Source organism: Shewanella sp. MF08487, from assembly GCF_050848685.1.
Lineage (GTDB): Bacteria > Pseudomonadota > Gammaproteobacteria > Enterobacterales > Shewanellaceae > Shewanella > Shewanella glacialipiscicola.
Map to the genome: position 1 here is coordinate 1 of NZ_JBOZPB010000011.1, position 14,159 is coordinate 14,159.

14 protein-coding genes are annotated in these 14,159 nt (G+C 41.6%); 9 read left to right on the plus strand and 5 right to left on the minus strand.

The window, feature by feature from the left end:
* Positions 1-134: 134 nt before the first annotated feature.
* Positions 135-596, minus strand: coding sequence for a hypothetical protein (locus ACRN9H_RS09510; protein WP_432313460.1), 462 nt, complete (start codon positions 594-596; stop codon positions 135-137).
* Between the two features lie 186 nt (positions 597-782).
* Between ACRN9H_RS09510 and ACRN9H_RS09515 the strand changes: the two genes are divergently transcribed.
* Entirely contained in the window at positions 783-1,472 is a 690-nt protein-coding gene (locus tag ACRN9H_RS09515) for an energy-coupling factor ABC transporter permease (RefSeq protein ID WP_432313461.1), read from the plus strand.
* 157 nt (positions 1,473-1,629) lie between these two features.
* On the opposite strand, the gene ACRN9H_RS09520 is transcribed toward ACRN9H_RS09515, so the two are convergent.
* Positions 1,630-1,986, minus strand: a complete 357-nt coding sequence (locus tag ACRN9H_RS09520) for a glutathione S-transferase N-terminal domain-containing protein (protein WP_432313462.1) — start codon at positions 1,984-1,986, stop codon at positions 1,630-1,632.
* 347 nt (positions 1,987-2,333) lie between these two features.
* The gene (locus ACRN9H_RS09525; protein WP_432313463.1) at positions 2,334-5,666 is read right to left on the minus strand and encodes a DUF748 domain-containing protein; all 3,333 of its coding nucleotides are present in this window, start codon (positions 5,664-5,666) and stop codon (positions 2,334-2,336) included.
* Positions 5,667-6,324: 658 nt separating this feature from the next.
* Between ACRN9H_RS09525 and ACRN9H_RS09530 the strand changes: the two genes are divergently transcribed.
* The 3 genes from ACRN9H_RS09530 (at position 6,325) to ACRN9H_RS09540 (ending at position 7,676) form a co-directional block, all read left to right on the plus strand.
* Complete coding sequence (locus tag ACRN9H_RS09530) at positions 6,325-7,029, plus strand: DUF445 domain-containing protein (protein ID WP_432313464.1); 705 nt, start codon at positions 6,325-6,327, stop codon at positions 7,027-7,029.
* An 88-nt stretch (positions 7,030-7,117) separates the two neighbouring features.
* Entirely contained in the window at positions 7,118-7,468 is a 351-nt protein-coding gene (locus ACRN9H_RS09535) for a VOC family protein (protein ID WP_432313465.1), read from the plus strand.
* Complete coding sequence (locus ACRN9H_RS09540) at positions 7,443-7,676, plus strand: DUF1289 domain-containing protein (RefSeq protein WP_432313466.1); 234 nt, start codon at positions 7,443-7,445, stop codon at positions 7,674-7,676. Before ACRN9H_RS09535 ends, ACRN9H_RS09540 begins: the two co-directional genes overlap by 26 nt.
* Positions 7,677-7,801: 125 nt before the next feature.
* Here the strand turns inward: ACRN9H_RS09540 and cdd are convergent, their stop codons facing one another.
* Positions 7,802-8,692 carry a cytidine deaminase gene (cdd, locus tag ACRN9H_RS09545; RefSeq protein ID WP_432313467.1) on the minus strand — a complete coding sequence of 297 codons (891 nt, stop codon included), beginning with the start codon at positions 8,690-8,692 and terminating at the stop codon, positions 7,802-7,804.
* Positions 8,693-8,903: 211 nt separating this feature from the next.
* Positions 8,904-10,316, minus strand: a complete 1,413-nt coding sequence (gene sbcB, locus ACRN9H_RS09550) for an exodeoxyribonuclease I (protein WP_432313468.1) — start codon at positions 10,314-10,316, stop codon at positions 8,904-8,906.
* Positions 10,317-10,493: 177 nt separating this feature from the next.
* Here sbcB and ACRN9H_RS09555 point away from each other — a divergent pair, with 177 nt between their 5' ends.
* From ACRN9H_RS09555 to ACRN9H_RS09575, 5 genes are all read left to right on the plus strand, one after another.
* Positions 10,494-11,321 (plus strand): hypothetical protein, encoded by an 828-nt coding sequence (locus ACRN9H_RS09555; RefSeq protein WP_432313469.1) that lies wholly within the window; start codon positions 10,494-10,496, stop codon positions 11,319-11,321.
* 41 nt (positions 11,322-11,362) lie between these two features.
* Entirely contained in the window at positions 11,363-12,178 is an 816-nt protein-coding gene (gene rlmA / locus ACRN9H_RS09560) for a 23S rRNA (guanine(745)-N(1))-methyltransferase (protein ID WP_432313470.1), read from the plus strand.
* A gap of 307 nt (positions 12,179-12,485) precedes the next feature.
* Positions 12,486-12,695, plus strand: coding sequence for a cold-shock protein (locus ACRN9H_RS09565; protein WP_006081219.1), 210 nt, complete (start codon positions 12,486-12,488; stop codon positions 12,693-12,695).
* A gap of 596 nt (positions 12,696-13,291) precedes the next feature.
* Complete coding sequence (locus ACRN9H_RS09570) at positions 13,292-13,810, plus strand: IS1595 family transposase (protein WP_432313536.1); 519 nt, start codon at positions 13,292-13,294, stop codon at positions 13,808-13,810.
* A 2-nt stretch (positions 13,811-13,812) separates the two neighbouring features.
* Positions 13,813-14,124: an IS1595 family transposase gene (locus ACRN9H_RS09575; protein WP_432313471.1), complete on the plus strand. Its 312-nt coding sequence runs from the start codon at positions 13,813-13,815 to the stop codon at positions 14,122-14,124.
* The last annotated feature ends 35 nt before the right edge of the window (positions 14,125-14,159 follow it).

Consider the following 14,159-nt stretch of genomic DNA (forward strand, 5'->3'; position numbering starts at 1 on the left):
TCCCAGCGTTCATCGGTTAGCATAAGTCTTGGCATGGCTTGAGGTTATGGTTACTTTTGGCGAAGCAAATTATAACGTCTTGTCATGCTGTCTAAAAATCACTCTCGAAAGATCAACAGACCCTAGTATTTAGCTTAATAATTCACGAATTTTTGTCTATCGGCATCAGTAGCCCCTTCTTGGCATTCCCCGCGGATCTCTCCTCGGCTCGGCTCAATAATTCGACTCAACTCAATATAACCTTCGCGGCAATAACCGGTCATTTCAAGGGTTTTTGTTAACCCTAACTCTACTTGTCGTCCCCATATTTCGAGTGCGTCCTGTAAATCTTGCATCGCGCGGCGTTGTTCTCGAGGATCTTGCGTATTACGTCGATATGTCTCGTTTGATAAAGGGCGCTCAGCAACATTAAGACTCGACTTGTCGTCGACCAGGCGCGCCTTATAGACGAAAAGTTTAAGGCCATCGGCTTTAATATCAGTGGCTAGCTTATCGCGCAATTTCCCCGCCAGTTCACTCGGATCGATAGGAGCACTGCTGCAAGCGATGAGTGATAGACAAGTTAATATGGCAATGCTGAAGTATCGAAGTGACATAATAAAATTTAACTCTATGGTTATTAACTAATAGAAGAATACCTTAATATGGTTATAAAGTTCATGGATTTATAGTATCTCCATGAACGGAGAGTGGCTCTCTATCCAAACTGTCTGTATATACGAGTTTCGACGTAGCGAGTGGGCCTGTCTATATGAGCGTAATGGATTAAGGATGGACTATCAATGTTGGCATTTTGGTCGAATAAATGGGCACAAATTGAATGGGATTTGAGCTTAACTCAAGGCATATGCCTTGTACTTTTGCTGCTATGGCTATACGCAATTTGGCCAAAAGAAGAATTAGCATACATGCGCCGGGATAAAAATCTGCAATGGCGCTTATTATTAGTATTAGTTGGGATCAATGCGCTGTGGTCGTTAAATGCCAGTATTCAAACCGGATTATATTTACATTTTCTGGGCATAGTGACTTGTATGCTGATGTTTGGTTGGCGTCTTGCGACAGTGGCCTTACTGTTACCGAGTGCTTTTTTTAGTCTGTTTGTATTAAAGCAACCCGCTGATTTTGGTGCCTTTAGCTTGTTTTCGATAGCGGTACCGCTATTCTTATGTTTTATTTTATACAGCCGTAGTTATCATTTATTCCCCAAACATGTCTTTGTGTTTATCTTCGTTGGCGGTTTTATTAACGCAGGCCTTTCGATTGTGTTTCATCAATTGAGCTGGGCGATGTGGTTGTGGGCTGCTGTAGGCTACGACTGGAATGTGTTATTTGATGATTACTTGATGCTCATCCCTTTATTGGCTTTCCCAGAGGCATTACTCAACGGTATGGCGGTGACATTATTAGTGGTGTATCAACCGCAGTGGTTGTTTGATTATTCCGACCGAGAATATTTGTGGCGTAAGTAAATGTTATAAAATAATGCAATAAAGTAACTGCGCCCGAAACCTCGTCATTTCAACGGAAAACCCATTGTAAAGTTCATTGGGAAGTCGATTGAACAGTCGATTGAAAGGTTACCGGGCGCACTTATTTGGAGAATTACACAGACCGTTGCACCGCGATTTAGGCGAAGCGTTGGTCTAAGTAGTTAATGATTGCTTTAGATTCATACAACCACTGTACTTGGCCGTTTTCTTCAATACGTAGACAAGGCACTTGCTGTTTACCACCTTGGGCGACGAGCTCATCTTTGTGTGGCGCTTTTTTAGCGTCGAAGGTCACTATGTTGAGTCCCTGACGGCGGATTGCACGGCGGACTTTTACGCAAAATGGGCAAGCTGGATATTGATATAAGGCCAATGCTTGAGTTTGAGTATCAATCTGTTGTTGCTCTGCCAGTGGACGTTGGCGCTTTTTAGGGCTAAATACGAAGTTGAAAAACAGAATGATCCTGCCTAAAATCCAGCGAATGATAAACATGTCAGTGACCTCAATGATAATGTGTGTTGTAAAGTGATTCGTGTGTCAATGGCGCCGCCGCAAATGTGCGACGAAACTGAGATTTAGCGATTCGAGCTTGCGATCTCAGTAGTATAAAGGCCGCAGAGTGTAACCTATGACACAAAGCGCGGCCAACATTTTAGTGTGGATGACAGGTAGAAGATTCTTTGGCGACAAAGACTGCGTTTTCGCTTAGCGGTAACAATTAGATATGTGCTTGGCTATACATTTAGCCATACACTTCACCAAAAGAAAGAAGCCCGCTAAAGCTAAACTTTAGCGGGCTTCTTTTATTGAAAAGATAGTAAAATTAACTCATTGCGCGTCTATTGTGCATCAATCGTTAGGCTCACCTGCGCCGCATTTTGACTTAAACTGACGCGGCTTTCGAGTAGGAAAATCCGCTCCGGCGCAATATTCTTAACGTCAACAAGGTATGTTTTAACCGCTTTAGCTCTTTCTTGGGCTAAATTACCTAGCATGTCATCATTAACATTCTGTGCTTTGACTGACAGATTATATAAAGCGATATGCCAACGTGTGGTGATTTCATCATCTGAAAGTTGGGTATCTTTAGCTTCTGTAATGACAGTGTCTTTTACTTGGGAAGCATCTGCTTTTACTTCTTGCTCATAGAGTGTCACTAACGCATCGGCAAGCGGCCCTTGGGACGGAAATTGGCTCGGACTTAAATCGGCAGGCAACGCGCTAAATTCAATATTGGCTAGCCTAGCTAACTTACGCTTCATTATGCGCTCGGCAATGGCTTGGCTGTCATTAATAGCATCGACTTCACCTTCGATGCTGAGTTTAAGCATAGGTCTGTCAAGTAATGCGCTGGCAAGTTTATCTAAACTTTTCTGCTGGTTTTCACTAAGGCTAAATTGGCCGGCAGTAAAACTGATTTTATCTAAGGTCTCGTTTGAACCTATCAATCCCGCTAAGAAAGTGAAGGGGGCTGTAACGGCTTTAGTGATCACATTCTTTAGTGCTGTCATGATAATACTACCTACGCTAAAGCTGGGTGAATCTAAATCGCCAGAGACTTCCATACCCAAATCAATGATCCCGTTACGATCCTGTAATAGTGCTATTGCAAGCGTGATGGGCAAGCTAGTTGCCAGTTCGCTATTGCTTGGTTTACCGAGCTTTAGCTGATTAATCACTAAATGATTGTTACCTTTGAGTTTGTTTTTATCCAGTTTGTAGTTTAGTGAAAGTGATAATTGGCCTTTATCTATGTAGTAACCCGCATAGGTGCCAGAGTAGGGGTTGACCGAAGTTAACTCAACATTCTTAAAGACTAAATCAAGGTCTAAATATGGCATATCTAACAAAGGGTTAATATCGCCTTTTAGGGTGACTGGGGCGTATTTATCTATTTTACCCTTAATATCTACCGAGGCTTTAGTCCCTGGTATTGAAGATAAATGAGTGATATTACCTTCGAGTAACTCAATGCCCGAGGCAAAATTTGGCGTCAGTGAATTATCTGCAAAGTAAGCTGAACCTTGGCTAAAGCTAACTTTTTGAATATCGAGAGCGAATTCCGGTGTTGTTGTGTTGCTTGCTGCTACAGCATTGGCTGTTGAGGTGCTATTAACCGTTGCAGCATTGTTATTTGCTATCGCTGCAGGAGTATTTACGATGAGGTCGCTGATGTTGGTGGTTCTATCTTTTGCGATCACCACTTTGGCGAAGGGTTGAATAAAGGCCAAATGATCGATTTTGATTTGATTTTTTTGTTGATCAAAATCCAGTTGATTAATATTCATTTTTTGCCATTTGACCAGCGGGGCATTACGTAATGTGTCATGAATAGATAAATCATCTAGGTCAACATTGCCGCCGTAAAGCGCTTTGCCCTTTGCATCGGCAGTGAGTTTTCCTGTAGAGCTTAATAGACCACTCTTGAGCTGGATATTAATGTAAGGCGCAAGGTAAGGTTGAAACTGGATTAACGACAATTTATCGAGTTGGATATTGGCATCTATGGCTTCGCCAATAACATCTACTTGACCTTGAGAACTCAAATTACCATTATCATTGATGCTGAGTTGTAATTCATATTCAATCGGGGCGGTTAGCGTACTGGTTATTGCTTTTGTTGATAAATTTAGTGGATAGACACGCCATTGCTGCGGCGTTGCGGTAAGTTTTTGTTCTGATAAATTAATATCATAGTTTTCAACATGTAGTGCATCGAGTTGCACTAACCAAGTGGGTTTTGCAGCAGTCTTTGACGTGACTTTAGCCGTAACTCTTTTAGTGGTCTCAACTGCGTTTGCGACGACCTTTGCATTATTTTTTTCGTTAGTCGTGGCTAATTTACTTTCAGTTGGTGTGTCTGCCTCATCGCTTACATCGGTTAAAGTCTCAGCTATTTGAGGCTTTTCTTTCACGAGTGTGACTTGGACGTTTTCTGTAAGCTTAGTCTCTATTGGTTGCGTAACTGTCGGCGCCGAATTTATTGCAGCGCTTGATGATTTAGGCGTAAACAAGCTAGCTAGATCGATACCATCTTGATTTAAAATCGCATTAATAGTTAAACCATCACTGTGCAGTTTATTAATATGCACTTTTTGTTGCTGCAAATTAACTGAAATACCGTCAAGGGCAAAAAGTGGTAGCTCAACCACAGCGCGTTCTTGGTCGTTAAAATTCAGTTTTTCAGCAATGAACTGCCCATTATTACTGGTGATTTGTAACTCGCCATTATCGGCTAAATCCACTTGATATTGCGTTTTGGCACTGATTTCGCCATCGGTAAGGATAGGAGTAAATTGATCGTCGATAAATCGCCATAGCGGTGCCAGTTTAAGCTTAGCAAGTTGCATATCACCAGCAACTTTTAACGGGAACAGCTGAAATTGCCCCTGTAAACTGATTTCGCCGGCATGATCATCACGCAGATATATCGCATAATAATTGTGCTTTTTCGGTACAACTAAATATTCCGATACCGTTTGGGTATTTGCAGTGCTGCTGGCCGCAGCCTTGTTCGCTTTTATGGTTGGCGTGCTAGATGCAGTCACAGGGGATATCAAATATTCAGTATCGAGGTGGCTCAATTTTAGGTTGATATTGGGATAATTAACTTGAGCATTCGTGATTTTATCATCGAAGTTTAATTGCCCAGCATCTAATACAAATTGGTTCAGGAGGACACGAACAGGTGCGCTGACATTTTCTTGTGTGGTTTTCTTGCTTGCGGGTGCATGCTTGTTCAAGGTAAGTAGAATGTCGTCGAAGTTGAATCCTACTTTACCTTTTCTGTCCACACGGATGATGTGTGCGTAGGGCGCTTGTATGTGTATGTGTTCGATTACTGCGACACGCTTAAAAACAGATTGCCAAAAATGCACTTGGAATTGGATTTGCGCTACGCCAGCAAACGGCTGTTCATCTTTTTCTTTAATGGCAAATTGATCAATTTCGACTTTGAAATTAAAGGGGTTGATACGAACGTCACCGAGAGCAACTGGGCGACCCAAGAAAGATGATAATTTGTCTGGCGCCTGAGTCGTAATCGCATAGGGAAGTAATAAACCTAATGCGCAGATATACCCTAGATAGGTGATCACAAGGTAAAAAACGACTCGAAGATACCTTGGTCGGGCAAAAAAGTTTTGTTTAAATTTTGCTAGCTGGGTCAGCATTAATATTAAGGCTCCAATGCATAAGTCAGTGTAAAACTGCCATAAGTGCGAACATTCTAGCGAGTAACGCTAGCGTTGCCAGGGATTAGTTAAGATTTCTATCTGTTAAATTTGAGCATTATCGAACAACATTCCGTGTTTAGCTTAGTTTAGGTGGATGTGCACTATCTTAAAAAATATGGTTGAATAGTGAGTTTTGATATTATTTTTAGGTCGCGATAATATTTCTTCAGTTTGTTAATCAAGACGATAATGGCACCTTGAGTTTTTTTTATCCAATAAAAATATCTCCGCTAAAAAGATCCTTCAACTTAAATAGCATATTGCTTACCAATTTTTTACATTATGTTAGCTTAGCTGACATAACGACGTTTTCTTACGTGTAACGCAGCTCATTAATTATTGATTATTATTACACTTAGATTATGTGTTTTCGTACAAAAAGTATGCTAAACACTCTATTTCTTTCTGATTAATTTTTGAGGATATCACCCTGTAATATCTTGCCAAGATAAGCTTTAAAGCAGAATTTAAACTTTATATCTATAACGAAGAGTTTAATTTAAAAGTGGATTTCATTGTTAGACCTAAGTCCAGTTAGCTTGTTAATATAGGCCAGTTTTGCATCTTATCGGTGCTATCTTTAGGGGATACGAGATTGAATAAGAGTTTAGTGACCAATTTATTAGCCGCAGCCTTGGTCGTGGTGGGATATATTACCGATTCGGCAATGGTGCTGAGTGTGGGCTTGTTTGCTTTATCTGGCGCAATTACCAATTGGGTTGCGATATATATGTTGTTTGAGAAAGTCCCTGGACTTTATGGCTCAGGCGTTGTGCCTTCGCGTTTCGAAGAGTTTAAGACAGGTATTGCTCATTTAATGATGAAGCAGTTTTTTACTACAGAGAATATTGAGAGATTTTTATCTGAAAAAGAAGGGCTGAGTAAAATAGACTTGGCGCCTGTGATTGAAAAGGTTGATTTAGCACCTTCCTTTGATGCCTTAATCAGTACTGTCGCGCAATCTTCCTTTGGTGGCATGCTGTCGATGTTTGGTGGCACAGATGCACTATTACCGTTAAAAGAACCATTTATTGTGAAAATGAAGGCATCTTTGGTTGAAACGGCTCAAAGTGACGCATTCCATGAGCTATTGAAACAAGAAATCGAACAGCCGACTGTGATGGCCGATTTACAAACAAAGATTGCTAATATAGTGGAACAAAGATTAACTGAACTTACACCGCAAATGGTGAAAAAAATCGTACAGGATATGATCCAAACGCATTTGGGATGGCTAGTGATTTGGGGCGGTGTATTTGGCGGTCTGATTGGACTTGTCGCCGCTTTAATACAAGGCTAACCTGAGTTAAAGCCGCGAATAGAATGGGAGCTTTGGCTCCCATTTTTACTTACAACGTAGGCGCGAATATCAAATAACAAGGCAGTCTATGAACCGTCACCACAGTATCAATTATTTGGAAATACCGAGCCGAGATATTGCGAGCTCTAAGGCCTTTTTTAGCCAAGTTTTTGGATGGACCTATGTCGATTATGGCCCTGAATACAGTTGCTTTATGGATGTCGGCATTACTGGGGGCTTCTATCAAGCCGAGGTGGATTTTAGCCTTGCAAGAGGTTGCCCGCTGATTGTGATCTACAGCCAAAACTTAGAATTGACTCTTGCTGCTGTCGTTCAGGCAGGTGGTGCAATTACGGCAGATATCTTTAGTTTCCCCGGTGGCCGCCGATTCCACTTCAATGAACCCTGTGGCAATGAATATGCCGTCTGGTCAGAATGATCCTAATACCAATCCTTGTATTCGAAATTGTTGTTTAGATCAGCAAGATATTTGTTTAGGTTGTTTCAGGCATCTTGATGAAATTTTAGCATGGCGCGCTATGTCGGAAGTGGAGCGGCAAGCTTGTTTTATCAGAATGGAGGAGCGTAAGGGGGAGTATCTGGCTAAGTTCAATGACGCGGTTAGTAGAAAACAGGATGGAGCATGATTAGTCGTCAGAATTACCTACGATAATTAATTTTTAAGCTTTAAGTGGATAATCGAACGGCGAAATACGTATAAACGTATTTCGCCGTTGGCATTTTGAAGTACCCTTGGCATTTTAAGCATGAGTTACACTGGATCTACCACTATGTGCTCAAGTTCGATGGCGGCAACGGTATGGAGCGCATCCATAGTCGCGCCAACTAAGCTGATTTTTCCTTGAGATGACTCAATTAAAACCGCACGGCTGATATCGCTAAATTCACGATTGTGGCGCGCCAGATTTGATAAGGCCATCTGCATGGGCAGCATAGAAGGATTGAATGCCGCGTTCTCGGCATAGCGACCACAATAGGTTGCGCCATCGCGCGTTTCTAAAACCACGGCGGCAAAACTTTGGGTGTAAGGTGCATAACTTAAACCTGCATGATCTAAGCCTTCTATGATCATAGGATCGGCACTATCTAACGCAAATTCGGTTTGTTGCTTGGCCATTAAGGGAGAAGTGACATTTAAGTCTTTTGGCCCAAAAGCATAGGGTAAATAATAGGCCAGAGGATGGCTTTCCTGTGCGGGTAGGTGAATGCTGATCTTGCTCCCTTCAACCAGTTCATTCATAAACTGACGGCAATGACCGCAAGGGCTGGCATTAACTATGATATCAACAATTTGGCTCTCACCACTGAGCCATGCGTGGCTGATAGCGCTTTGTTCTGCATGGACAGAATGAAATAACGCTTCACCGGGTAATTCTAAGTTGGCACCCATGTAGATATCGCCACTTTTACCTTTGGCTATCGCGCCGACATAAAACTCACTGATAGGCGGTTTGGCCAATGCCGCTGCTATCGGCAGTAATGCTAATAACACTTCTGCTTCGGTCATTTTGCTTGCACTTGTTAGCGTAGCAAGTTGCTGCGCATCAATGTGTCCAGCAAAATTCTGGTGCAACATTGGGATAAGTGCATCGGCTAACGGCGTTGGCAGCTGGGTTATGCTACGAATGAATCTATCTTGCATTTCCCTATTCCTTATTTGTTAAGTTCATGGAAGAACATTCTAGTAATTTTGTTACAGCATTAATGCGAGTTAGCTCGCGTTTATACGCTGTCAATGTCAGTGCTATCGAGAGTGATAAACTTATGTTACTCACGTATAGAGTGAGTCTATTTGTGCACACAAATAAGCTTAAGACTATAAAACAAAAGACTTAAGCTTGAATTTACACAGCTTAAAGTTCACGCAAATAATGACAAAGGGCAGCCAGTAACTTCTGCTTAGTCTCATCCGCTTGTGTTTCTTGTAGCAAATTTTCTAATTTAAGTACGTAGTCTTGATCGGCTAAGCGACTTTGACAGAATTCACGCCAGCGCTGCGACTCTGTATCATCGAGTAGTTCAGGGTAATTACGGGCGCGGTAACGAAACAGCATCTCAGGAATACGTGGATCATCAAACTGCAAATCTAACGCCGCTAGATTTTGCGGTAGGGTATGACGGATGATTTCCATTTTTGCTTTATCAGCTTGGCTAAAGAACCCACCAGAATACAGCATCAAATCGGGATCTGTGGTCGCTCTGCTGTCATCGTGCTCAAATAATAGCGCCAGTTTCTCGCGTAATTCTGGGTGACGTTTTAGGCGTTTATACTGCTCTCTGGCAAATTCTTTATCTATGCCTAAACGAGCGGCATGCTCATCACTGAGGATTTTTGCCGAGGTGATAAAAGGGCACTTATTAAGATGAATTTGTTTTACTGCGATAGGTAATTCATCTTCGGCAAGATCAGCCCTTGACGTATACATGCGCGTTTTAATTTGCTCGACATCTAGCTCGAATAGCGGCGTTAAATCCATGGCTAAGTTAACGCAAATAACGGCATTTTTGTTAGTAGGATGGTGCGCTACGGGTGAAATCAACGTTGCACAACCATTGCGCGCACTAATTTTAGAGCTCACGTGAACCAAAGGCTGCATATTGAGCACATCGATTTGATCGCTCACCGCTTGCTTACGACGCAGGTCAAAATAGTACTGATATAATTTAGGCTGTTTCTCGCGAATGAGTTTTGCCATGGCGATGGTTGCATACACATCAGACATCGCATCATGGGCTTTCTCATGGCTTAAACCATTTGCTTGGGTCAAATGTTCTAGCTTGAAACTCGGAGAGCCATCTTCCTTGGTTGGCCAATTGATACCTTCGGGTCTAAATGCGTAACACGCGCGCACTAAATCAATGATATCCCAACGAGAGTTACCATTTTGCCATTCACGGGCATAGGGATCGATAAAGTTTCTATAAAAGCCATAACGGGTCACTTCATCATCAAAACGTAGTGAGTTGTAGCCCGCGACACAGGTGTTTGGCTGGCTAAATAGCGCTTGAATTCGTCCCATAAACTCAGTTTCAGGGATGCCTTTTAAATTAGCTAACTGTGGAGTGATTCCTGTGATCAATATCGCTTCTGGTGACGGCAAATAATCAGGTGCTTGCTTGCAATAAAATGTCTCAGGCTCGCCGATAATATTGAGATCTAAATCCGTGCGAATACCGGCAAATTGCGAGGGTCTGTCTTTCGCCGGGTTAGCCCCGAAGGTTTCGTAGTCGTGCCAAAATATGCTTGGCTGAGAATGGTTAGACATAAATTAAATTCAAATGACAGTTTGTCGAATAATAGCATCTTAACACCGAAATTCCCCGAATGAACATTTACAACCTTAAGTCTATTAAGTCATTATCTTGAAAATATAACGGCTTAATAGGTGATCTTCATTAAGATTCAACGGTACAATCGCGGCTGGACAGGGGAATAATGTCTTATGTATCATCAATTTCTAAATGAGCCTATGGTGCTTGATGCTGAAAAGGCGTCGATACTCACGTTGCGGTTACCTGACGATATCAGTGATTTTATTGTGTTACAGGCGATCAGTGCGCCTTTGCTAGAGGTTGTCGTTATTGCTGATGCTGGAACCCAGCAAAATATTGCGATCCGCTTTCAACCGTTTATGGGTCTTAAGGTCGAATCGTTACCGCAAAGTGTAAAGGCCTTTAATACACCGATCACTCGAAGCCTTGGGCAAGGTTTTCGGCTTTATACGCGAATGGGCACAGCAGCGAAATTTTGTGCAGCAGAATTGAGACGGGGCGTATCTTTTACCTTAGATATGACTAATTGTTTAGGCGTAGATAATTGCTTAACGTTTGCCTTGCAAGTTGATTCAAAGTTTGAGTTAGTGCCTTTAGAAGCGGATTTACGTGTCTTGCATGAGCCTAAAGCGCTAATGGTCGCCAAAGCGCTGTTAGCAAGGCAATACGATTATGCCGCATCGTCAGAATCTCTTGCAATTTACATGACCGAAATCGAGCAGGTTAGATTAGAATTGCAGGCGTTTATGCGCGGGGAGCTTGGTCAATGTCACGCTAGCCTCGCCGATGAGGTATTAAGACTCGATCCCTTGTTACTTCAGAAACAACAGTGGTTATTTAGAACCTATACCCATATGTTTGAGCGCCCCAATTACAACCGCGCCGCTAATGATGTGGATAACACAGATAAGTTATTAAGAAAATTAGAGTGTTATGAGTTGCTTGCCCCACCTGAACTGATCCAGATGGTTGATCGATTGATGGAAGACGAAACGTAAACCTTTCCTGCCAAAATTTAGTTAAACGATAAGAGTCAACTATGTATTATTTATGTCCCCTGTGTGCAGCCCCACTGACGTTAACGGAGCGAACTTGGGGTTGTTCACAGCAACATAAGTTTGATATGGCCAAAGAGGGCTATGTCAACTTATTACCTGTACAGAAGAAAAACTCAAAAGATCCTGGCGATAACAAGCAGATGATGTTTGCTCGGCGTGAGTTTTTAAACGCAGGTTACTATCAAGGCTTGAGCGATAGAGTTAATGAACTTGCACTTGAGTTTGCGCCTGAAACAAAGCAGATCCTTGATATAGGTTGTGGGGAGGGGTACTACAGTCAGCGTTTATTCGATGTGGTGAATCAGCACCATCAATGTGAGTTACAAGGCATTGATATTTCTAAGTCAGCAATAAAGTATGCCGCTAAGCGTTATCCTCATTTACAGTTCTGCGTAGCAAGTGCTTATGAAATGCCTATTGCCGCCCAAAGTGTCGATCTGGCGATTCGTATTTATGCACCTTCAAAAATTGAAGAGCTACACAGGATTATGGCTAATGGCGGTATCTTAGTCACTGTGTCACCTGGCCCTTTGCACCATTTTGCATTAAAAAAACAGATTTATGCCGAGCCTAGGTTACATCCCGAATCCACGGCGCATATTTTGGGATTCGAATGTTTGCATCAAGAACGACTGCAATCCCAGCTCGAATTGACTCATAGCGAGCATATTGCTCATTTTTTAGAAATGACTCCCTATGCTTGGAAGTTTACCGATGTTCAAAAACAATTACTTGCCTCACAAGGGCTGCATTGTGAGCTAGATTTCCAAATTGAAGTACATCGAATTTCAAGGTGATAACGTAGATTAAGCTATTGAAATAAAATATTTAAAGTGCTTTACTATACTTGTGAAACAGCATGAACTTAGTGTTCAGCTAGCCGGTTGCAAAACTATAGAGTAAATGTAGGCAAAATAAATAATTCAAAATGTCACTGTGTGTTGACTTATCTTTAGAATGGTTTATAGTCTTAATTAGCTTGAAGGTTTGGCTTATATTTATGTGTTCAATACGACCAGTTCGTCCTGTAAACATAAGTAATACCGGCATTTTCCAGCTCCACCGCCGTTAAGGCTTTAATTTTTTATTTACAGGATTTATATTATGTCTCAAGTTACTGGTGTTGTTAAGTGGTTCAACTCTGACAAAGGTTTCGGATTCATTGAGCAAGAATCTGGTCCAGACGTATTCGTACACTTCCGTGCGATCAACTCTGACGGTTTCAAAACTCTTGATGAAGGTCAGAAAGTGTCTTTCACTGTGACTCAAGGTCAAAAAGGTCCACAAGCTGAAAACGTAACTATCGTTGGTTAATTTTCAGTGCTGTTAGTTTCAGACTAAGAGCAATGGATCAAAGGGCTATGGTTTATTCCATAGCTCTTTTTATTTGTGTAAAATATAAAAAATGTTTAGCTTCTTCATAAACTCAGCTAGGATGTCTGAAATTCGATAATTAGACTACTAATTAATGAAGTATCACCACAGGCAGAGAGCTTTAAATTCGAACCTTTCTCAGTTGATAGTTAATTATGTTTTGGCAAATTTGATTAATTTATAACTCTTCCATCTCAAATCAATAACTTCCTGACGCACTGCTTTATAGTAAATCGGTTAATTAAATGGCTAATCTTTATCTATTCTCGAAAGTACCGTTGGTCGCGCTTTGTCTAGCTATTATAAACACGTTCCATACGCTCATAAATATCGTCAAATCAACTAATACCAGTTATATCGGCTATGTTTTAGTTAAGTGTTGCTGCACTGTAATTATATGTAGCTCTCTATCGGAGTTCCACATGACTTAATGTTTGGTAGACCTCGAGCAACAAGCGGCAGAGTTACCCTTTGAACAGCAACGTTTACTCATTTCTTTTTTACAGCAACAACTTGATAGTGGTTCATGCATTAATATGCTTGAGGCGAATTTCACCATCAAACCCCAATGCCCTCATTGTCACGCCTGTCACATTAAACGCCATGGAAAACCTAAAGGCCGTCAGCGATATCGCTGTCATGCTTGTCATAAAACGTTCATGTGCACCATTAACACACCCTTCTATCGAATGCGGTTCTTAGAAAAATGGCTGCCATACTTCACATGCATGCTAGACAGCCTTCCGATAAGAAAGAGCGCAAAGCGCTGTAATATATCAGTTAAAACAGCCTTTAAATGGCGCCACACACTCCTTTCCTTGCCCAATAAAGTCAAAGAGCAAAGTTTGTCTGGTATCGTTGAAATCGATGAGACCTTATTTCGCTATTCAGAGAAAGGCAGTCGTACACTCTCACGTAAAGCCCATAAAAGAGGTGGAGATTGTGCTGGTCGCGGACGAAAGAAAGGTGATTGGGTCGCGGTCCTTGTGGCCAGAGATAGAAACAAACAGGTATTTGATGAATGCTTCGATAGCGCCGATACTGTCCATTATTAGGGTTGCTAGAAAATAAAATAGCTGCGGATCCAGTGGTGTGTAGCGATGGCTTTCTTTCCTACCTAAAAATGACTCAGGATATGAAAGTAGAGCATAAGATACTCAATGCAAGTCATGGCAAGCGAGTCAAAGAGGGTGTTTTTCATATTCAAAATGTCAATGCTTACCATAGCCGACTGCATTTATGGATAAATACCTTCCGGGGCGTAGCAACTAAATATCTTCCGAACTACTTAGGCTGGTTTAGATTCTTTGAAGCCCATGATAATCCAAATGAAAATAGCATATTGGCTATGCAGACACAGTTAACGTGAACATAGCCAATACGATTGGTATTACATACACTTTT